The following is a 19,990-nucleotide window of genomic DNA, read 5'->3' as shown; positions in this document are numbered from 1 at the left end:
CGGTGGGGAAGTGATCCACGCGCTTAGCGTGCGTCGGAATCATCCTCATCCCACTCGTCCGAGTCCCAGCGATCCGCATAGTCCTCGTAGTCCGCGTACTCCGAGTACGGGTCCTCGTCCTCATCGCGGGAGCGCTTGGAGTTTTGTGAGGCGAGTTCACGCTGGAGCGAATCCAGATCCATCTCGGGCGAATTGTACTTCAGCTGGCGTGCAACTTTGGTCTGCTTTGCCTTTGCGCGTCCGCGTCCCATGTGCATGACCCCCTTGAGGTGTGTAGGGCGGTCCAGGGATTCTTGGCCGCCCCATCGTCTTAGTCAGATATGTGTATGTTCCTGTAAGACACCATAGCCTGTGTGACGAAAAAATTCCGAACTACCCCCCAGCGTCGCGTCGAAAAGGGCTGTAGCCCGCGGAGAAGAGGCGAATGTGTAATTCGCCACTATTTCCCGCGCAGGCGGTCCACAGCGGCGCGCCCAGCCTTGGGCCCCTCATCAGTGGGGATGGAATCTGGTTCAACCGATGCCGCCACAGGACCAATGCTCAGATCCCCGTGGTTGAGAGCACTGCGCTTAATCAGACCAAGGGCGATGGGGCCATAATCGCAATCCTCCACCACGGTTCCGAGCCTGCCAACGCGCCGACCCCCGAGCGTGATGTCGGCGCCGCTATCAGGGCGCTCTGGGGCAGACCCGTCGAGGTAAAGCATGACCAGCAAACGGGGAGAGCGGCCGAGGTTTTCTACGCGCGCTACTGTCTCCTGTCCGCGGTAGCAACCTTTTTCTAGGTGAACGAACGCGGGCACATCGTCGTTGCGTCGGATCCATTGTGGGACCTCATGGGCGATGGTCTTTTCATCAAGGTCAGCGGCCAGTTCGGGCTCACGTGCGCGTACTCGTTCCGCGGTATAAGCCATGAGACCCGCTAGGCTTCCGCCCTGTTTCTCCAGCTCTGCTACGGCAGCATCCAGCTGTGGGCGCGGCACGAGGAAATCCTGGCGCGGGCAGCCCGGCCACTGCATGCAGCGTTCGACCAAGGCCGTCGAAGGCTTCTGCAGTGTTTGACCTAGCACGGTGATGATCGCCGCGTCTGCTTCCTCTACAGTGACCTCGGACCAGAACACCATGGCGGTGAGAAAATCCCGCAAAGAATCGAACTGTGCTGTGGGCACGTCGAGGTAGAAGGTGTCCCCGTCGAAGGACAGATCCATGTGGTGCAGGACGTGGCCCTGAATGTTGAGGTCAAGGGCGCCTGCGGAAAAGCCACTGTCTACGTCGTCGAGCTTCTGGCTCAGGAGGTTATGCAGGAAGGCGCGGGCATCGGGGCCAGACACCGCGATGACGCGGCGATGGGAGCGGTCGATGATGGCGGATCCTGTTTCCACCACGCGCTGCTCCACGAGGGGGTTTCCATAGTGCCAGGGGACCCCGGAGACATCGACAAGCGTGGTGCCCTGGAACTCAGCGGCTCCGGGCCGGGAAAGAAGTGGCGAAGAGTAACTCACGCCCTCCGATGGTAGGGCATAATCGGGTCTATGAGCCTTCAGCGCAGGAAAGAGCCGGTCATCTACGTTGTGGAACCGTTTGGAGGGTCGGTGCGGCGCCATATGCCGAACCTTCCGTTGGTCTATTGGGATGATGCCGCGGTGACGCGCGGCGATGGGATCTTCGAGTCCCTCCTTGTTCGCAATGGCAAGGCCGCTAATTTTCACCGCCACGCGGAGCGCTTCCGGCATTCCGCCCGCGCGCTCGATCTGCCGGAGCCGCCGATGCACAAGTGGCAAGAAGCCACTGAGCTGGCCATCGCGGACTTCTATGGCCCCGCCGGCACGGAGGGAGAGGAGGGCTCGTCGCTAGAAGCCAAGTGCACGTGGACCTATACCCGGGGCCGCGCTTCTACCGGGGTGCCCACGGCTTGGGTGGTGGTTCAGGAGGGGCCGGACGCGGTTGTGGCGCAGCGTGCTACCGGCGTCAAGGTAATGAGTACCCCGCGTCTGTGGCAAGTAGCGGAGGAGCTACCGGCGAAAACGCTGAATTACGCGGCCACTATGGCCACGCTGCGCCTGGCGCGTGAGCGCGGGTTTGATGACGTGATCTTTACTGATCCCGATACCGGGCTGGTGTTGGAAGGCGCCACCTCTACCGTGGTGGCGGTCAAAGGGTCGAAGCTGCGCACGCCCGCCGGTAAGGGCATTTTGCCCGGCACGACGCAAGCGGCGCTCTTCGAATACGCCTCCGAGCAGGGCTATCGCTGCAAGGCGAAGGAGCTTGACCTGCGCTACCTCGAGGAAGCTGACTCGGTGTGGCTGGTGTCCTCAGTGCGTACGGCGGTGCGCGTGACGCGCCTGGATGGCAAGAAACTCAAGGCGCCGGCGAACGCGGAAGAAATACGCGCGCTGATCGACGCCGCCCTAGCCCGCTAGATTCCCTCGTACTACGAGCTAGCGTTAGCTAGCTCAGCTAGCTCGCCTGCTGATTAGCCTGCCACGCGGGTGAGCTCGGCGGACATGAAGGGGCGCATTTCGCCGTCGACAAGCCGCTCATCTACCCAGCCCAGGTTGTTGTTCGGCATGAGGCCGTACATACGCTTGCCGGGGCCGAGGTTGGTAGGCCCTGTTTCCGTGACCATGGTGGACGCAGATTCCAGCTGCCAGGCGCGCTCGTTGAACAGCGAGCCGTAGAAGATCTCGTTGATGCCGTTGGAGGAGGTGTAGGTCATCTCAATCTCGTCCTTGAGGGAGATGCGCCAGAATCCGGACTCGCGGACATCTGGGCCCACCGGTTTGCCCTCAGAATCGATCTTCCAGGTGCGGGAGGTGTAGGTCAGGTAGTTCTCGCCATCGTGGGCGATGATGAGCTGCTGGCCAAAGGCGTATTGTTCGCCGTCGGTGCTGTGAGCCTGGCCTTCGCCCTGCCAGACGCCAACGAGGGGGAGAAGCCCCAGGAGGCCATCGTGCAGTGACGGGCCCTGGCGTAGGTTCGCCGTCTCATCCGGCAGGGGGTTATCAGCCACATCAACGGTAGGAATGTTGCGGGAGGCAGCGTCCTTCCACGCTTCAGCAGCTTGGTTAACGGCTGCGTTGCCGTCGATCTTGGTGTTCTCCGGGTGGGTATTGTCCGTCTGGTTTTCATTACTAGTCTGTTCGCTCATGCTGCCCCAGCGTAGTCGTGGTGGCATCACGGAAACCACTAGGCTCCAGTAGTCTTGGGAGCCATGCGCGTTTTGCTGATCTCAAACCCGTACTCCACGAGCCAGAATTCGGCCCTTTTCCGCGAGGTTCTGCCCGTTATTCGGGACGTGGAGGGGCTGCAGCTGCTGGCTCGCTTCACGCATTACCCGGGGCACGCGCAGGATATGGTGCGCGGCATGACGCGGGAAGACTTCGATGTCATCTTGGTCTTCGGCGGCGATGGCACGGTGAATGAGGTTGTCAACGGGCTGCTGGGTCCTGCAGATTCCGCAGAGCGCCCCAGCCCCCAGGAGATTCCAGCACTCGCAGTGATCCCCACTGGTTCCGCCAATGTCTTCGTTCGCGCCCTTGGGTTCCCCAATACTCCGGTCGAGGCAGCGCACGTGTTGGCTCGGATGCTGGAACGCAATACGCGCCGCACCGTCTCCTTAGGTGTGTGGAATGACAGATGGTTCGCGGTCAATGCTGGTTTCGGGCTGGATGCTGACGTGCTGGCGCGCGTGGACCGTGCTCGGGAGTTGGGCTTTGCAGCCACCCCGCTGCGCTATTTGGCTGTGGCCTTTCAGGCCTATCAGCGCGCCCGCATCCGCCCACCGCGCATTAGCGTGCGTGCGCGCTCGAGTTCGGGAGAAACCTTCGCGGCTGACGACGTACCCGTCATGTTCACCTCCAACACCAACCCGTGGACTTTCCTCGGCCCGCTGCCCGTGGTGACTAATCCGCGCAACTCCTTCGACCAGGGCCTTGGCCTATTCGGGGTGTCCGACCTCGGCGGCATTGATGGTCTCGTCGGCGTGCTCCACCTCTTCGGTGTGGATCACCGCCACTGGCTGAATAAGGTCACGGATGCCCGCACGCTGCACTTCGAGGATGCCGTCGAGGTGGATCTGGTGTGCCCGAAACCGCACCGCTTCCAGGCAGATGGGGAATCGGAGGGCACCTTCACGGAGGTCCACCTGGAATCGGAAGCGGACGCGCTGGAAGTCTTCGCCCCCGTCGATCCAGCCCCGCCCATGCACCGCAACATCCGCCGGATCCTGCGGGACCTCGTTCGAATCAACTAGTTTTGGCGCCAACTCGGTGGCGTCGTTGGCGCGCTGCCCACTTCATTGGCCGTGTCCTGTGCCTTCTGCGCTGCATCTTCGACGGCCTTTTCTTCTGAGCCGTCGATCTCTAGTGGCGAGAGCTGCGCCGTCTTCAACGTGATGTTGCGGCGCTGCACCTCGAAGGTGATGGAGCCGCCGTGCAGTTTTACGGAGGTGGCTTGGGAAGGCAGGGGGAGCTGGCGGGTATCCAAGACTAAACCGAAAGCCTTCTTGAGGCGTTCATCATCGGTTCCATAGACGCTCATGCGAAACTCTGGGCCGACGAGGCGCAGCGTCACCGTCGCGGTGGACTTGGTGTTATCTCCTGGTAGCGTGCCGGTGAGCTCAGCTTCGGCCGAGGGGCCGCCGGTGGGGGACATGTCATCGGGGTTGGCAATGGACAGATCGGTAATGCCCAGCATGCGGCCCAAGGCCACACCGTCGAGGCTGATGCTGCGCGTGTAGGTCGACACCGGCGAGCCTTCCAGCTCGCCGCTGAAGAGCTGCTCGGGGCGGATCGTGATGTCGCGCAGAGTAGTCGAGGCATTGACCATGCCGAGCTTGGGAACCTCCACATCAGAAGATTTAACTTCGAGGTAGGGGATCTCCTTGGTGAGTGCGCCCAGGGTAAAGGGGACTCCGCCGATATATACATTCGGTGTATTCTCCAATTGGGAGCTGGTCTTCGCCTGCTGGGCCACGGTGTGTTCCGCATGCATCGCTACTGCTGAATCCGCCAGCCATGCGGTCAGGACCACTCCCGCGACGGCGGCAAGGCGTACGAGGTTGCGGCTGAGATAGATGACGGTCACCCCTCTATTACTACCGCACGTAGGGTGGGAAGCATGAATGTAGAGACCATTACTGTGCCGCAGAATCTAGATCTCGCGCAGCGCGTCGAGGAACTTGCTGCAGCGGCGGAAACACACGATGGCGTTGCGCCTCTCTCAGAGCAGTTTCTTATCGGGCTGCGGGATGACCGCCTGGGCCACCGCCACCTGCTCGCCATCGAGGACGGTGAGGTGCTCGGTGTGGCTGCCCTCGACAGGCAGACCGTGGAGCTCTTTGTCGGTGTGGACCACCGTGGGCGAGGGATAGGGCAGGCGCTTGTCGACGCCCTCCCGGCATCCCCCCAGATCTGGGCGCATGGCAACCTCCCGGCCGCCCAGGCGCTGGCGAAGCGTAATGAGATGGATGTCGTCAGGCGCCTGCTCGTCATGGCTATTGAGGGCCGGGACCTACGCGCAGCGGAAGAGGCGCCCGCAACGGTTGACGGCCTAGAGATTCACACGTACACCAAGTCGGTGGAGCGCTTCGGACGCGAGCACGTCGAGGCGGAATGGGTACGCACCAACAACGAGGCCTTCTCCTGGCATCCGGAGCAAGGAGGCTGGGACCTGGAGCGCCTGCATCGCGGGATGGAAGCCGAGTGGTTCGATCCTGCTGACGTGTTATTCCTGTGGGATTCGCACGATGGTGCGCACAGTGCCCCAACAATGGCCGGTTTTCACTGGCTGAAATGGCATGCGGAGGACACCCCAGCCTTCGGTGAGGTCTATGTTGTGGGACTGGGGGAGGACTACCGCGGGCGTGGGCTTGGTGGGCCACTGCTCACCGCGGGGCTGCAGCGCATGGTGGAAAAACGCGCGGACAAGGTCATTTTATATGTCGAGGCGGACAATGATCCTGCAGTAAAGGCCTATGAGCGTTTGGGATTCTCCATTGCAGAGGAACACTGCGTCTGGGCGAAAAGTGACTAGCCTCACCGCCTTTTGGTACAAGTTCACCGATTGTTCATCTCTTGATCCCTATGGGGTTAACCCACCCCATATAGCTTTACTTCCCGTGAGTTAATCGTGCTCGCCTTTAAAGAACTGCAGCGAACGGTTTTCTCGGACAATCATTCTCTTGTATCCGCACCGGAAAGGTTTCCCGTGATCCGCAACTTCAAGCGCACTGCCGCTATCTTCGGCATCGTCGCCGCCACCTCCACCGCTCTCGTCGCTTGCTCCGAGTCCAATGACTCCGGCTCCGCTGAAGGCGGCTCTGAGGGCTCCGACGTCTCCGGCGAGCTCGTTGGTGACGGCGCTTCCTCCCAGCAGAATGCAATGTCTTACTTCCAGACTGCGTTCTCTGAGGATTACCCGAATGCTTCCCTGTCCTACAACGCATCCGGCTCCGGCGCTGGCGTTGAGGCTTTCACCAACGGCCAGGCTGACTTCGCTGGTTCTGACTCTGCTCTGAAGGACGACGAGGGTGAGGTTGAGGCTGCCGCTGAGCGCTGTGGCGGCAACGAGGCATGGCACCTGCCGACCACCATCGGTCCGGTTGCTATCGCGTACAACCTCGAGGGCACTGAGATCAACCTGTCCACCGAGACCCTGGCTAAGATCTTCAAGGGTGACATCACCAAGTGGAACGATGAGGCAATCGCTGCTGACAACGAAGGCACCGACCTGCCGGACGAGGACATCACCGTTATCTTCCGCTCCGATGAGTCTGGTACCTCCGCTAACTTCCAGAAGTTCCTGAAGGCCGCTACCGGCGACTGGGACACCGAGGGCAAGCAGTTCCCGGATGCAGTTGGTGAGGGCGCCAACGGTTCCGCTGGTGTTGCTGACCAGGTTGCCAACATCAAGGGTGCTATCACCTACGTTGAGTCCGGCTTCGCTGACCAGAAGGAAGCAGACGGCGTTCAGAAGGCAAAGATTGACTTCGGCCACGGCCCGGTTGAGCTGAACACCGAGTCCGTCAACGTTGCTCTGGAGAACCTGGAGTTCAAGGAGACCGACTCCGAGCACAACATGGTTGTTGACTCCGACGCTCTGTTCGCTTCCGACGATGAGGGCGCATACCCGCTCATCCTGACCACCTACAACATCGTTTGCTCCGCTGGTTACGATGAGGAGACCTCCGCTCTGGTCAAGGCCTTCTTCACCACCGTCCTGGATCACCAGGATGACCAGCTTGCTTCCCAGGGCTTCATCCCGGTTGAGGGTGCACACCTGGACAAGCTGAAGGCTGCTGTTGACGCTCTGCAGTAAGAGCTAGAGCTTTACAAAGCTTAATATCTCTCGCCCCCACTGCCGCACTCGATTCGCGCTTTGGGGGCGCAGGTATGTAACGACAAATTCCATTCTTAACGCTGAAAAGGATTAGAACGTCTCATGGCAGACAATAATCTCACCACGGCGCCAGAGCAGGCGGAGCTTTCCGTCTCCGCTGCTGAGCGGCTTTCTACCGGCGGATCCGAAGAACTTGCCACCGCAACCTCCAGTAGCGGAGTTAAGCGGCCAGGCGACCGAATCTTCGAATTCCTTTCTTCTGCTTCGGCTACTTTGATTACCGTCATGATTGCTGCCATCGCAGGCTTCCTGCTGTGGCGTGCTGTGCCTGCGTTGGGCGTCAATGATGGTGGCATCTTGGGCTTCTTCACCTACGGTGGCCGTTGGGAGACCGGCGATACTTCCGCGATGAAGTTCGGTATCCCGACCATGTTCGGCACCACGGTGCTGATTTCCGTCTTCGCCCTGCTGCTGGCTATGCCGGTTGCACTGGCGATTGCCATCTTCCTGTCCAACTACGCACCCGCACGCATGGTTAAGCCACTGGGCTTCCTCGTGGACATGCTCGCTGCTGTCCCGTCCATTGTTTATGGTCTGTGGGGCTGGCAGGTGCTTGGCCCGGCTCTTTCTGGTTTCTACTCGTGGCTGGAGTCCTGGGCCGGTGGGTTCTTCCTTTTCACCGTCTTCGACAATTCGCCGTCGTTTGCTACCGGCCGTAACCTTTTCACCGGTGGCATCGTGTTGGCCGTGATGATTCTTCCGATTATCGCTGCCACGGCGCGTGAGGTCTTCGTTCAGACCCCTCCTGGCCAAATTGAGTCCGCTTTGGCACTGGGCGCCACCCGTTGGGAAGTTATCCGCATGACGGTGCTGCCCTTCGGTATGTCCGGCTACATCGCCGGTTCCATGCTTGGTCTGGGCCGTGCACTGGGTGAGACGATGGCTCTGTACATGGTTGTCTCCCCGCTGGTGGACTTCCGCTTCTCGCTTTTCGACGGCGGAACGACCTTCGCCATGGCCATCGCCCTGGCATCCGCAGAGTTCGGTAATGAGATGCGCGCTGGTGCCTACATCGCTGCCGGCCTCATGCTGTTCTTGCTGACCTTCGTGGTCAACGCCATTGCCCGCGCCATCGTGAAGAAGAAGTAGGGAGGAGGACACAATGACTACTACTGCAAACGCTAAGCCTGCCTCCGCAGGCGCTACCTTCCTGGACATTTCCAGCTCCCGCAAGGCCACGAACACCATCGCCACCGTTGTGGTCTGGGCGGCCATGATTCTCGCCATGGTCCCTCTGGTTTGGGTTCTGTGGGAACTCTTCGCCCGTGGCAGCGGGGTCATCTTCAACGCAGATTGGTGGACTACGTCTCAGCGAGGCATCATGAACAGCGTTGAAGGTGGCGGTGCTGCTCACGCGATCATCGGTACCTTCGTCCAGACCATTCTGGCCTCCATCATCTCCATCCCGATTGGTATCTTCACCGCCATCTACTTGGTGGAGTATTCCAAGGGTGGCTGGCTCGCCCGCACCACCACTTTCATGGTGGACATCCTGTCCGGTGTGCCGTCCATCGTTGCCGCGCTGTTTATTTTCGCTATGTGGATTACACTCTTCGGCTTTGGCCGCTCCGGCTTCGCCGTGGCGCTTTCCTTGGTGCTGTTGATGATTCCTATTGTGGTCCGCAATACCGAAGAGATGCTCCGCGTGGTTCCCATGGACCTGCGTGAGGCTTCCTATGCGCTGGGTGTTCCGAAGTGGAAGACCATTGCTCGCATCGTCCTGCCGACCGCTCTGTCCGGCATCGTTACCGGTATTATGCTCGCGATTGCGCGTGTGATGGGTGAGTCTTCTCCGGTGCTGGTCCTTGTTGGTTCCTCCTCCATCATCAACTGGGACGCATTCAAGGGCTCGCAGTCCTCGCTGCCGCTGATGATGCTGGATATGTACAAGGCCGGCGCACAACCGGCCGTCCTGGATAAGCTCTGGGGTGCAGCGCTGACGCTGGTTATCCTCATCGCCATCCTCAACATCGCGGCTCGTGTCATTTCCGCGAAGTTCTCGGTCAAGAAATAGATCGCCGTAACACTCTATTCCGCCATACATTCTTAAGAGGAGAAACTCCCTAATGTCTAAGCTTGAGCTTAATGACGTGAACATCTACTACGGCGACTTCCACGCCGTGCAGAACGTTAACATGCAGATTCCGGCCAAGGCCGTTACCGCGTTCATCGGCCCGTCCGGCTGCGGTAAGTCCACCGTTCTGCGCACCCTGAACCGTATGCACGAGGTCATCCCCGGTGCCTCCGTCAAGGGTGAAATCCTGTTGGACGGCCAGAACATCTACGACCCCAAAGTTGACCCGGTATCCGTTCGCAACACCATCGGCATGGTCTTCCAGAAGGCTAACCCGTTCCCAACCATGTCCATCGAGGACAACGTTGTTGCCGGCCTGAAGCTGTCCGGCGAAAAGAACAAGAAGAAGCTGAAGGAAGTTGCCGAAAGGTCCCTGCGCGGCGCTAACCTCTGGGACGAGGTTAAGGACCGCCTGGATAAGCCGGGCGGCGGCCTGTCCGGTGGCCAGCAGCAGCGTCTGTGCATCGCCCGCGCGATCGCCGTGGAACCGGAGGTTCTCCTCATGGACGAACCATGCTCTGCTCTGGACCCGATTTCCACTCTGGCCGTGGAGGACCTCATTCACGAGCTGAAGGAAAACTTCACCATCGTTATCGTGACCCACAACATGCAGCAGGCAGCCCGCGTGTCCGATAAGACCGGTTTCTTCTCTCTGGAGGCCACCGGCAGGCCGGGTCACCTCGTCGAGTTCGATGACACCACTAAGATCTTCGAGAACCCCTCTAAGAAGGACACCGAGGACTACATCTCCGGCCGCTTTGGCTAAACACAGATGGCGCCATAGTGCCGAAAGCCGGCGCCCTCTCTCGACTGTTTAAGGTCTAGAAGAGGGAGCCGGCTTATTTGTGTCTTCAACCGCCTCTAGGCGGGCCCAGCGGCGGGGAAGCAGTGAGGCCGGGAAACCCCACCTAGTTGTGGAACTGGCGCTCTAGCTCCGCCATGCGGGCCTCCAGCTCGGCCTCGCGTTGTTCTTGATCGCGCTTGCGCATATAGCGGTCCGAGTCCAGGCCCGTTGCAAGATAAATGATGCGTCCGGCAGCGGCGGCGCAATGATCGGCGAAACGCTCGTAATAGCGCGATAGCTGCGAGGTCTCCACAGCCTGGCGGACCGTTCCCTTCCATTCCCGCTGGGTCAGCATGCGCATCAAGTGCTGGTTGATGTCATCGACGGCATCGTCATCTTCGGTGAGCCGAAGCGCTAGCTCCGGATCGCGGGTGATGAGGATGTCCTTGAGCCCTGCGGACATATCGAGAACAAGGCGCGCATATTCCTCAAAGTAGCCCACGATGTCTGCTGGTACCACTGGCTCGGGGTGGCGGCGGCGGGCACTCGTGGCAATATGCTGGGACAGGCGGCCCATGCGATAGAAGTCTTCAACAATATATATGGAAGAGATGACCTGGCGGAGATCCTTGGCCATTGGGTTTTCCAAGGCTAGTAGGGAGACCGCGCGGTCTTCGCAGCGTGAGCGCACCTCATCCAGTTCATCGCGCAGCGACACAGCCTCCTCAGCCGGTTGCAGGGAGGCCTTGATTAACGCCTGGGAGGCGAGAGCCATGAGCTTATGGACGGTGGTGCTCATGATGATGAGATCATGGGAAAAATTATCCAACTGTTCACGATAAGCAGCGCGCATGCCACGTACTTTAGCTGAATTATTGGTCTAGTGCCTGTCGAGCAACAAGTTTGAATAATTCGCGGCTAGCCGCCGGAGTGCATAATCTCTGCGCCTTCCGGCACGGTGGCGTCCTCCGGATCATCGAGCCAGCCCTCGGGAAGGACCACCTTGGCGGGTGAGCCCTGGCGGCCGCGGGCGCCATCGGCGTCGTCGGCAAGCGCAGGCGAGTCCGCCCACGGCGCCAGCAGTTCGCGCAGATCCCCCAAGGAATTGACGCGAGAAAGGCCCGCACGTACCTGGCCGCCCACGGGAAAACCACGCAGGTACCAGCCAATGTGTTTGCGAATATCGCGGCTGGCTTGAGCCTCGCCCTCATGCTGGGCCAGAAGCTCTGCATGGCGGATCATGATGCGCGTGACTTCACCTAGCGTGGGCTCTTCCGGTACCGGCTCACCCCGCAGGTGGGCGGAAAGCTCCGCAAAAAGCCACGGGCGGCCCAAACAGCCGCGGCCCACCACGACGCCGTCGCATCCCGTTTGCTCCATCATGTCGTGCGCATCGGTTGCTTTGAAGATATCGCCGTTGCCCAAGACCGGGATTTCCGTGTCCGCCAAGTGCTCCTTCAAACGGGCGATCTCGCCCCAGTCGGCGTGTCCGGAGTAGCGCTGGGCGGCAGTGCGCCCGTGCAAAGCAACTGCTGCGGCGCCTTCCGCCACGGCGATGCGGCCGGCATCGAGGTGTGTCTTGTGCTCCTCATCGATGCCGACGCGCATCTTCACCGTGACTGGAATGTCCGTGCCCTCGGTTGCCTTGACTGCGGCGGCGACGATGTTGCCAAACAGGCGGCGCTTATAGGGGAGCGCAGAGCCTCCGCCGCGGCGCGTGACCTTGGGGACTGGGCAGCCAAAGTTCATATCGATGTGGTCCGCCAGGTTCTCATCCACGATCATCTTTGCTGCCTTGTATGTGTACTCCGGATCGACGGTGTACAGCTGCAATGAGCGTGGCTGCTCTTGGGGATCGAAGGTGGTCATGTGGAGGGTCTTGGGGTTGCGCTCTACCAAGGCGCGTGCGGTGACCATTTCACACACGTAGAGGCCGGAGACAGTCCCGGTCTTTTCAATCTCTTGCTCGCGGCACAGCACGCGAAAAGCCACGTTGGTCACGCCAGCCATGGGGGCGAGGACAACGGGGGAGTTGAGCTGGATTTTTCCGATTGCAAGAGTCACGCCGCCAATTGTGCGCGGAAAGAGCCTGGGGTGGCAAATTCTGATGAGAAAAGTGAGGGGTGCACACGGTTTGGGGCAGAGTGCGGTAAATCCGCCACTGATTCGCTAGTGTGGTGCATGTAACTAATAGGAAAGGACCGTAACGTAGGTCGTTTCTGCACATAAAAGGAGGACTAATGTCTGAGAGAATTGCATACGCGCCGTTTGAGAAGCTCGTGATGAGCGCTGACGAGGCCGCAAAGTTCGTCAACCACGGTGATCGTGTGGGAATCTCCGGATTTACCGGTGCTGGCTACCCCAAGGCCCTGCCGACCGCTATCGCGGAAAAGGCAAAGGCGGCCCACGAGGCAGGCGAGGAGTTCAAGATCGACGTCTTCTCTGGCGCCTCCACCGCTCCGGACTGCGACGGCGTGCTGGCTGAGGCAAACGCGATTCGCTTCCGCTCTCCGTATAACTCTGATCCGGTACTGCGCGGCCGCTTCAACGACGGCTCCGCCCTCTACCAGGATATTCACCTCTCGCACTCTGGTCAGCAGGTGGAGGAGGGCTTCTACGGTGACTTCCAGGTAGCCATCATTGAGGCTGTGCGCATTGATGAGAAGGGAAACATTGTTCCTTCCTCCGCAGTGGGTAACAACCTCGAATACATTGAGGCCGCCGACAAGATCATCATTGAGATCAACGAGTGGCAGTCCCTCAACCTCGAGGGCATGCACGATATCTACCGTATTGAGAAGCTGCCGAACCGCCAGCCGATCCCGATTACCAAGCCGGCTGACCGCGTTGGCACCACCTACATCGAGATTCCGGAGGAAAAGGTCGTGGCCGTGGTCAAGACCAATGCTCCGGACCGCAACGCTCCGTTCAAGGCTCCGGACGAGGTCTCTGAGAAGATCGCTGCGAACTTCATCGAGTTCCTTGAGGGCGAGGTTGCTGCCGGCCGCCTAGAATACGACAAGTTCATCATGCAGTCCGGTGTGGGCAACGTCCCGAACGCCGTGATGGCGGGCCTGTTGGACTCCAAGTTTGAAAACATTCAGGCCTATACCGAGGTTATCCAGGACGGCATGCTGGATCTTATCGACGCCGGCAAGATGACCGTCGCCTCCGCCACCTCCTTCGCTCTGTCCCCGGAGTACGCGGACAAGATGAACGCTGAGGCGGACCGCTACGCCAAGCACATCATCCTGCGCCCGCAGCAGGTGTCCAACCACCCGGAGGTTATCCGCCGCGTGGGCCTGATCTCCTCCAACGGCATGATTGAGGGCGACATCTACGGCAACATTAACTCCACCAACGTCTCCGGCTCCCGCATTATGAACGGTACCGGCGGCTCCGGTGACTTCACCCGTAACGCTTATATCTCCACCTTCGTCTCCCCGTCGGTAGCGAAGGATGGTGCCATCTCCGCCATCGTGCCTTTTGTGTCTCACACCGACCACACTGAGCACGACACCATGGTCATCATCACCGAGTACGGTGTTGCAGACCTGCGCGGCCTGGCTCCGAAGGAGCGCGTGGAGAAGGTTATCGCCGTGGCTCATCCGGACTACCGCCCGATGTTGGAGGAGTACTTCGAGCGTGCCAAGGCCAACAAGTTCCAGCACACCCCGCACGATCTGAAGACCGCCTTTGATTTCCAGGTGAACTTCATGGAGAAGGGTGACATGCGCGGTTAATTGCGAATCGCCCTTTAGGTCGTGGCCCTTACCACTGGAGGTGAGGGCCATTTCCTTTTCTTTAGTGCCACCTACTAAGATGGTTGGGCGTTGGGCCTTTAGCTCAGTTGGTAGAGCTACGGACTTTTAATCCGCAGGTCGCGGGTTCGAGCCCCGCAGGGCCCACAAAAAGAGCCGCCTTCGGGCGGCTCTTTGCGTAGTTTTGCGGGGCTTTAAGTCGCAGAGGGTGCGGCTGGCAGCGTGCTAGCTCTTAACGAGCTTCCGAATGGCCCGCATAGCCTCCTCTAGCTTCTCTGAGGCTACTTGCCCATCCTCGGCGGCGGCTCCGGCCACGCAGTGCTCTATGTGGTCCTCTAGTAGCGCCAAGGAGACGTTTTCGAGAGCTGAGGTCACCGCCGAAATCTGCGTGATGATGTCGATACAGTATTGGTCCTCCGCGATCATGCGGTGGATACCTCGTGTTTGCCCCTCGATGCGTTTGAGACGCGCTAAGTACTTCGCTTTCTGTTCATCATCCGAGTTATAGCCGTGCACACCCGGCTCATGACAGGAGCAGGTATCTCGCTGGTCAGACATGGTTTTCCGCCTTTCTGCCGGGGCGATTTGGTTAAGTGAGGATGTCTCCAGTATATTTTTACAAAGTTGCCTCAAGGCAACGGGCCCCCATCGTCTAGCGGCCTAGGACACCGCCCTTTCACGGCGGCGGCACGGGTTCGAATCCCGTTGGGGGTACCAACACTTTCGTGTTGGTGCACAAGAAAATAATTATGGCCCTGTGGCGCAGTTGGTTAGCGCGCCGCCCTGTCACGGCGGAGGTCGCGGGTTCAAGTCCCGTCAGGGTCGCCATCTTCAAGCCTCGAAGCTTTGTTTTAAAACAAGCCTCGAGGCTTGCGTCGTTTTGTCCTTACCTCTTCCTCGGGCGCCTGCCAGGAGCGGGGAGGGGCGTTTAGGTCTATGATCTGGGGTGGCCTTAAATCGGGGTGCTATTCCACCGTTAAAAACAGTTATTGACGTGCTGATTTGCTGTGCTTCTCTAGCTTTGTGTAGAGTACTTATTCGTGCCCAGCGCACAAAAGAAAACTAAAAATGGCCCTGTGGCGCAGTTGGTTAGCGCGCCGCCCTGTCACGGCGGAGGTCGCGGGTTCAAGTCCCGTCAGGGTCGCCGAAGCCCTTGTGGCTTCTGGCCAGATAGCTCAGTCGGTAGAGCACACGCCTGAAAAGTGTGGGGTCGCCAGTTCGATCCTGGCTCTGGCCACAAGATAGCCCTCTCTAGCAATAGAGGGGGCTTTTTTGGTGCATTTTTTGGTTTAATGGGCTGCATGACTACCTCTGTTGCACACCAAACCGATCAATCTCGCTTCGTCATCACCGTTGACGGAGAAGAAGCGGGTTTTGCTGAATATAGTGATTCCGCCACCACGCGCGAGTTCACGCACACGGAAATCTTTGAGTCTTTTCAGGGCCAAGGCTTGTCCAAGCCGCTGATTAAGGCGGCGTTGGATGATGACTCAACGGTAGGCCGCCAAGTCATCCCAACGTGCAGTGCCGTGGCGCGGTTTATTGAGAAGAACCCTGAATACCAGCGCCTGACTAACCGTGAGGGCAGCCTCTAGAGACGGAGTCTGTGGCCCTTAGATGTAGTAGTCCGGGTCCACCAGCTTGATGCGCTCGTCCTTCTTGCGCGGACGGTTCTTTGCGGGGATACCCGTAGCTATGTGATGAGGTGGCACATCTTTCGTCACCACGGCGTTAGCGCCCACTGCGGAGCCCTCACCGATGGTGATGGGGCCTAACACCTTGGCGCCGGCGCCGATGGTCACGTTGTCCTCAATCGTTGGGTGACGCTTCGTCTGAGTGAGCACCTGACCGCCGAGGGTCACGCCGTGGTAGAGCATGACGCCATCGCCGATCTCGGCGGTTTCACCAATGACGATCCCCATGCCGTGGTCAATGAAGAAGCGCCGGCCGATGGTGGCGCCGGGGTGGATCTCAATACCGGTGAAGAAGCGGTTAAGCTGCGCCAAAATGCGGGCTGGTCCACGCCAGCCGCGCTTCCACATGCGGTGGGCGATGCGATGCGCCCAGATAGCGTGGAGGCCGGAATAAACCACGGCATTCTCGACGTCGCCGCGCGCCGCCGGGTCATGCTCGCGCGCGTTGGCGAGGTCTTCACGGATCATCTTCAAGATGTGCATGCGAACCATCCTATCCAGAAAGAAAAAGCGCCCCCTAGCACAGAGGGCGCTTTTATTCGGAGGCTCATCACGGCGCCGTGCTTAGCGACGTCCCGCGGAGAGCCATGTTAACTATTTCTTAAGCTTCGCGGATGTCCTCGAAGAGAATGGTGGAGACGTAGCGCTCACCAAAGTCCGGGGCGACAACCACGATGGTCTTGCCCTTGAACTCGTCACGAGCAGCCAGCTTCAGGGCGGCGGAGACGTTCGCGCCGGAGGAGATACCAACCAGCAGACCCTCTTCGGTGGCTAGCTTGCGTGCGGTGGACACGGATTCTTCGGTGCTTGCGGTCAGGACCTCGTTGAGGATCTCGCGGTCTAGGACCTCCGGGACGAAGTTAGCGCCGATGCCCTGGATCTTGTGCGGGCCAGCGTGGCCCTCGGACAGGACGGGGGAGTCGGAGGGCTCCACGGCCACCAGGTAGGTATCCGGGTTCTGGGAGCGCAGGTAGCGGCCGACGCCGGTGACGGTGCCGCCGGTGCCCACACCAGCGACGAAAGCATCGACCTTGCCCTCGGCATCTTCCCAGATCTCGGGGCCGGTGGTTGCCTCGTGGATCTTCGGGTTGGCCTCGTTGGCGAACTGGGAAGCCAGGATGGCGTTGGGGGTCTCGGCGATAATCTCGTTGGCCTTTTCGACGGCACCCTTCATGCCCGCAGCGCCCGGGGTGAGGACGATCTCCGCTCCATAAGCACGCAGCAAAACCTTGCGCTCGTTGGACATGGTCTCCGGCATGGTGAGAATGACCTTGTAACCCTGAGCTGCACCGACGAGCGCCAGGCCGATACCGGTGTTGCCGGAGGTGGCCTCCACGATGGTGCCGCCCGGCTTCAGCTCGCCGGATTCAACGGCGGTATCGACAATCGCCTTGGCGATGCGGTCCTTGACGGAATTCGCGGGGTTGAAGGACTCAACCTTCACGAGAACCTCGGCGCCGAGGCCTTCGGTGAGACGGTTGAGGCGGACAAGTGGGGTTCCGCCGATGGTGTCGAGAATGTTCTCATATACAGCCACGATGTGGACTCCTTGGAAATAAGTTTTGATGTACAGCAGACACCTTACACCGTGGCAATAGACTGAGTGGTATATAAATTCTGGACAGAGTATTCGGGCATGGAATGTGGGATTTCGGGTGGCGGAGGAGGCTGTGGCGTGATTTAGAATTACCCCCGTCGGCCGGTTATACTTCGCAAATAGTGTTTACCTACCCCCGTTTCAGGCGGGGAATGTGGGTGCACCTGCTGGTTACCCCCGAGTAAGAGAGAGTCTCATGGAGCCGCACCGACTCAAGGATGACGACGAAGCCGTACGCGCAGCGCTCTCGTCGCTGAAGACCGCAACGGGAATCCCCGTCACGATGTACGGAACCTTGCTGCCGGATAATCGCCTGCAGATTACCCAGTGGGTAGGTCTGCGGACCCCGGCTTTGCAGAACTTGGTGATTGACGCGAATGTGGGCGTCGGCGGGCGCGTTGTTAGTACTCGCCGCGCAGTTGGTGTCTCCGATTACACCCGGGCCACCACGATTAGCCATGAGAATGATCGCTACATTCAAGACGAAGGTCTGCACTCTATCGTGGCGGTGCCGGTTACCGTTCAGCGTGAGATTCGCGGCGTCCTTTATGTCGGCGTTCATTCGCCGGTGCGCTTGGGTGACAAGGTGATCGAAGAGGTGACCATGACCGCCCGCTGCCTCGAGCAGGATTTGGCTGTTAATTCCGCATTGCGCCGCGCCGATGGTGGTAAGGGTGGCGCCGCGCGCGGGCACGTGATGAACGGTGCTGAATGGGAGCAGGTGCGCTCGACGCACTCCAAGCTGCGGATGCTGGCTAACCGTGTCAATGATGAAGACCTTCGCAAGGAGCTTGAGGCGCTGTGTGATCAGATGGTCTCTCCGGTGCGCGTGAAGCAGTCCACCAAGCTGTCCGCACGCGAACTCGATGTTCTTTCCTGCGTTGCACTAGGCCATACCAACGTTGAGGCGGCCGAGGAGATGGGCATTGGTGCCGAAACTGTGAAGTCCTATCTGCGTTCTGTCATGCGCAAATTGGGTGCGCATACTCGTTATGAGGCGGTTAATGCGGCCCGTCGTATAGGCGCGTTGCCCTGATTGTAGGTAAGTTGGGTGGGCGTGAAAGACCAATTTATTGTCTCCGGTGGGGCGCGCCTGCAGGGCACCGTCAAGGTTGACGGTGCTAAAAACAGTGTGCTGAAGCTGATGGCTGCGGCACTGTTGGCGGAGGGCACCACCACGCTGACCAACTGTCCTGAGATTCTCGATGTCCCCCTAATGCGAAAGGTCCTCGAGGGCCTCGGCTGCACAGTGGAGATTGATGGCCACACCGTGCGCATCACCACCCCAGCCGAGCTGCACTCCAACGCGGACTTCGATGCGGTGCGCCAATTCCGCGCTTCCGTGTGTGTGCTGGGACCGTTGACCGCGCGCTGCGGTCACGCGAAGGTGGCCTTGCCAGGCGGTGATGCTATTGGTTCCCGCCCCTTGGATATGCACCAGTCCGGGCTGGAGAAGATGGGCGCGCGCACGCGCATCGAACACGGTGCTGTGGTGGCGGAAGCCGACCGACTCCACGGGGCAAATATCAGGCTGGATTTCCCCTCCGTGGGTGCGACGGAGAATATTCTTACCGCCGCGGTGCTTGCTGATGGTGAAACTCAACTCCACAATGCTGCCCGCGAACCGGAGATCGTTGACCTGTGCACGATGCTCAAGGAAATGGGGGCCGATATCTCTGGGGAGGGGACGTCCACCATTACCATTCGGGGCGTAGACAAGCTGCAGCCGACGAAGCACGAGGTCATCGGCGACCGCATCGTTGCAGGCACTTGGGCTTATGCCGCTGTGATGACTCGCGGTGATATTACGGTGGGTGGCATTGCTCCTAAGCACCTGCACCTGCCGCTGGAAAAACTGAAGTCCGCCGGCGCTGACGTTGAGGACTATGTCAATGGTTTCCGAGTGCGCATGAATGGTCGCCCGAGCGCCGTGGATTATCAAACCCTTCCGTACCCCGGTTTCCCTACGGATCTTCAGCCCATTGCCATTGGTCTGTCCGCCGTGGCGGAAGGCACCTCCATCATTACGGAGAATGTCTTTGAATCGCGCTTCCGTTTCGTGGACGAGATGCTCCGCCTTGGCGCCGATGCTCAAGTTGATGGACACCACGTAGTCATCCGCGGGCAGGAGCGTCTGTCTTCGACGCATGTCTGGAGTTCCGATATTCGTGCAGGCGCCGGGTTGGTGCTCTCTGCACTGTGCGCGGATGAGACAACCACCGTGCACGATGTCTTCCACATCGATCGCGGCTATCCCAACTTTGTAGAGAACCTCCAGGCGCTGGGCGCCACGATAGAGCGCACTCAAGAGGAGGAGCTCTACTAAGGCGCCATGCTTGGCGACGTTTCCCTGGTCCAATCTCACGGTTGAACTGGGGATTTGTTGTTTGTTGGGGGTGTGCGTATATTTATCGGGGTCGCCGCGAGGTAGCCGGGAGGTTAACTGGTGGTAGATGTTCGGGCAATGGTTGTTCGGCGGGTTTGACTTTGGTTGAGCTTGTTGGGTAATGTTGTTCGGGCCGCTGCAAGAGGGTTAACGTTTGGTTAATTTTTGTTGTGGTGTGCGGATGATGTTTGAGAACTCAATAGTGTGCCAATGTACTTTTTTGTTGGTTGATTTTTTGTTCTGGCCGTGATGCGTTGTATGTGTGTTGCGGTTGGTGTATGCCGGATGGCGCTTTTC

Annotated in this window: 20 protein-coding genes and 5 tRNA genes; 16 read left to right on the top strand and 9 right to left on the bottom strand. The window is 59.6% G+C overall.

Annotated elements, in window-relative coordinates:
• Positions 1-23: 23 nt before the first annotated feature.
• Both HMPREF2537_RS00805 and HMPREF2537_RS00800 read right to left on the bottom strand, forming a co-directional pair.
• Positions 24-251, bottom strand: a complete 228-nt coding sequence (locus tag HMPREF2537_RS00805; RefSeq protein WP_210383598.1) for a DUF3073 domain-containing protein — start codon at positions 249-251, stop codon at positions 24-26.
• Between the two features lie 188 nt (positions 252-439).
• The gene (locus HMPREF2537_RS00800) at positions 440-1,501 is read right to left on the bottom strand and encodes a CAF17-like 4Fe-4S cluster assembly/insertion protein YgfZ (protein WP_070524772.1); all 1,062 of its coding nucleotides are present in this window, start codon (positions 1,499-1,501) and stop codon (positions 440-442) included.
• A 30-nt stretch (positions 1,502-1,531) separates the two neighbouring features.
• On the opposite strand from HMPREF2537_RS00800, the gene HMPREF2537_RS00795 reads away from it, so the two are divergent.
• Positions 1,532-2,419: an aminodeoxychorismate lyase gene (locus HMPREF2537_RS00795; RefSeq protein ID WP_070524770.1), complete on the top strand. Its 888-nt coding sequence runs from the start codon at positions 1,532-1,534 to the stop codon at positions 2,417-2,419.
• 53 nt (positions 2,420-2,472) lie between these two features.
• Here HMPREF2537_RS00795 and HMPREF2537_RS00790 read toward each other — a convergent pair whose 3' ends face one another.
• Positions 2,473-3,147, bottom strand: a complete 675-nt coding sequence (locus HMPREF2537_RS00790) for a heme-binding beta-barrel domain-containing protein (protein ID WP_070524768.1) — start codon at positions 3,145-3,147, stop codon at positions 2,473-2,475.
• A 63-nt stretch (positions 3,148-3,210) separates the two neighbouring features.
• Between HMPREF2537_RS00790 and HMPREF2537_RS00785 the strand changes: the two genes are divergently transcribed.
• Complete coding sequence (locus tag HMPREF2537_RS00785; protein WP_070524766.1) at positions 3,211-4,251, top strand: diacylglycerol/lipid kinase family protein; 1,041 nt, start codon at positions 3,211-3,213, stop codon at positions 4,249-4,251.
• Here the strand turns inward: HMPREF2537_RS00785 and HMPREF2537_RS00780 are convergent.
• A complete protein-coding gene (locus HMPREF2537_RS00780) occupies positions 4,248-5,084 on the bottom strand; it encodes an LmeA family phospholipid-binding protein (RefSeq protein ID WP_070524764.1) in 837 nt (278 codons plus the stop codon). The genes HMPREF2537_RS00785 and HMPREF2537_RS00780 overlap by 4 nt on opposite strands.
• A 33-nt stretch (positions 5,085-5,117) precedes the next feature.
• Here HMPREF2537_RS00780 and mshD point away from each other — a divergent pair, with 33 nt between their 5' ends.
• The 5 genes from mshD (at position 5,118) to pstB (ending at position 10,237) form a co-directional block, all read left to right on the top strand.
• Positions 5,118-6,032, top strand: coding sequence for a mycothiol synthase (gene mshD / locus HMPREF2537_RS00775; RefSeq protein ID WP_070524762.1), 915 nt, complete (start codon positions 5,118-5,120; stop codon positions 6,030-6,032).
• 174 nt (positions 6,033-6,206) lie between these two features.
• The gene (gene pstS / locus HMPREF2537_RS00770; protein WP_070524760.1) at positions 6,207-7,316 is read left to right on the top strand and encodes a phosphate ABC transporter substrate-binding protein PstS; all 1,110 of its coding nucleotides are present in this window, start codon (positions 6,207-6,209) and stop codon (positions 7,314-7,316) included.
• 123 nt (positions 7,317-7,439) lie between these two features.
• Positions 7,440-8,486 (top strand): phosphate ABC transporter permease subunit PstC, encoded by a 1,047-nt coding sequence (pstC, locus tag HMPREF2537_RS00765; protein ID WP_070524758.1) that lies wholly within the window; start codon positions 7,440-7,442, stop codon positions 8,484-8,486.
• A 13-nt stretch (positions 8,487-8,499) separates the two neighbouring features.
• Positions 8,500-9,411, top strand: a complete 912-nt coding sequence (gene pstA / locus HMPREF2537_RS00760) for a phosphate ABC transporter permease PstA (RefSeq protein WP_070524756.1) — start codon at positions 8,500-8,502, stop codon at positions 9,409-9,411.
• A 52-nt stretch (positions 9,412-9,463) separates the two neighbouring features.
• Positions 9,464-10,237 carry a phosphate ABC transporter ATP-binding protein PstB gene (pstB, locus tag HMPREF2537_RS00755; protein ID WP_070524754.1) on the top strand — a complete coding sequence of 258 codons (774 nt, stop codon included), beginning with the start codon at positions 9,464-9,466 and terminating at the stop codon, positions 10,235-10,237.
• Positions 10,238-10,379: 142 nt separating this feature from the next.
• Here the strand turns inward: pstB and phoU are convergent, their stop codons facing one another.
• Positions 10,380-11,108 (bottom strand): phosphate signaling complex protein PhoU, encoded by a 729-nt coding sequence (gene phoU / locus HMPREF2537_RS00750; protein ID WP_070524752.1) that lies wholly within the window; start codon positions 11,106-11,108, stop codon positions 10,380-10,382.
• A gap of 65 nt (positions 11,109-11,173) precedes the next feature.
• Entirely contained in the window at positions 11,174-12,319 is a 1,146-nt protein-coding gene (dusB, locus tag HMPREF2537_RS00745; RefSeq protein WP_070524751.1) for a tRNA dihydrouridine synthase DusB, read from the bottom strand.
• Positions 12,320-12,495: 176 nt separating this feature from the next.
• Here dusB and HMPREF2537_RS00740 point away from each other — a divergent pair, with 176 nt between their 5' ends.
• Both HMPREF2537_RS00740 and HMPREF2537_RS00735 read left to right on the top strand, forming a co-directional pair.
• Complete coding sequence (locus HMPREF2537_RS00740; RefSeq protein WP_070524749.1) at positions 12,496-13,998, top strand: acetyl-CoA hydrolase/transferase family protein; 1,503 nt, start codon at positions 12,496-12,498, stop codon at positions 13,996-13,998.
• A 92-nt stretch (positions 13,999-14,090) separates the two neighbouring features.
• Positions 14,091-14,163: transfer RNA gene (locus HMPREF2537_RS00735), tRNA-Lys, on the top strand.
• A 78-nt stretch (positions 14,164-14,241) separates the two neighbouring features.
• Here HMPREF2537_RS00735 and HMPREF2537_RS00730 read toward each other — a convergent pair.
• Positions 14,242-14,574 carry a metal-sensitive transcriptional regulator gene (locus HMPREF2537_RS00730; protein WP_070524747.1) on the bottom strand — a complete coding sequence of 111 codons (333 nt, stop codon included), beginning with the start codon at positions 14,572-14,574 and terminating at the stop codon, positions 14,242-14,244.
• 83 nt (positions 14,575-14,657) lie between these two features.
• Between HMPREF2537_RS00730 and HMPREF2537_RS00725 the strand changes: the two genes are divergently transcribed.
• From HMPREF2537_RS00725 to HMPREF2537_RS00705, 5 genes are all read left to right on the top strand, one after another.
• Positions 14,658-14,733 (top strand) — tRNA-Glu (locus HMPREF2537_RS00725).
• 34 nt (positions 14,734-14,767) lie between these two features.
• A tRNA-Asp gene (locus HMPREF2537_RS00720) sits at positions 14,768-14,844 on the top strand.
• Between the two features lie 242 nt (positions 14,845-15,086).
• Positions 15,087-15,160: transfer RNA gene (locus HMPREF2537_RS00715), tRNA-Asp, on the top strand.
• 20 nt (positions 15,161-15,180) lie between these two features.
• Positions 15,181-15,253: transfer RNA gene (locus HMPREF2537_RS00710), tRNA-Phe, on the top strand.
• Between the two features lie 55 nt (positions 15,254-15,308).
• Positions 15,309-15,611: a GNAT family N-acetyltransferase gene (locus HMPREF2537_RS00705; RefSeq protein ID WP_070524745.1), complete on the top strand. Its 303-nt coding sequence runs from the start codon at positions 15,309-15,311 to the stop codon at positions 15,609-15,611.
• A gap of 18 nt (positions 15,612-15,629) precedes the next feature.
• Here HMPREF2537_RS00705 and epsC read toward each other — a convergent pair whose 3' ends face one another.
• Together epsC and cysK are read right to left on the bottom strand one after the other, a co-directional pair.
• On the bottom strand, positions 15,630-16,193 hold the full coding sequence (gene epsC, locus HMPREF2537_RS00700; protein WP_141761380.1) for a serine O-acetyltransferase EpsC: 564 nt from the start codon (positions 16,191-16,193) through the stop codon (positions 15,630-15,632).
• Positions 16,194-16,311: 118 nt separating this feature from the next.
• Positions 16,312-17,247 (bottom strand): cysteine synthase A, encoded by a 936-nt coding sequence (gene cysK / locus HMPREF2537_RS00695; protein WP_070524742.1) that lies wholly within the window; start codon positions 17,245-17,247, stop codon positions 16,312-16,314.
• Positions 17,248-17,503: 256 nt separating this feature from the next.
• Between cysK and ramA the strand changes: the two genes are divergently transcribed.
• Positions 17,504-18,343: an acetate metabolism transcriptional regulator RamA gene (gene ramA, locus HMPREF2537_RS00690; RefSeq protein ID WP_010189033.1), complete on the top strand. Its 840-nt coding sequence runs from the start codon at positions 17,504-17,506 to the stop codon at positions 18,341-18,343.
• A 21-nt stretch (positions 18,344-18,364) separates the two neighbouring features.
• The gene (murA, locus tag HMPREF2537_RS00685) at positions 18,365-19,633 is read left to right on the top strand and encodes a UDP-N-acetylglucosamine 1-carboxyvinyltransferase (protein ID WP_070524799.1); all 1,269 of its coding nucleotides are present in this window, start codon (positions 18,365-18,367) and stop codon (positions 19,631-19,633) included.
• Positions 19,634-19,990: the final 357 nt, after the last annotated feature.

It is taken from the genome of Corynebacterium sp. HMSC074E01 (genome assembly GCF_001808885.1).
Classification (GTDB): domain Bacteria; phylum Actinomycetota; class Actinomycetes; order Mycobacteriales; family Mycobacteriaceae; genus Corynebacterium.
This window is presented reverse-complemented; position numbering and strand designations above follow the sequence as displayed.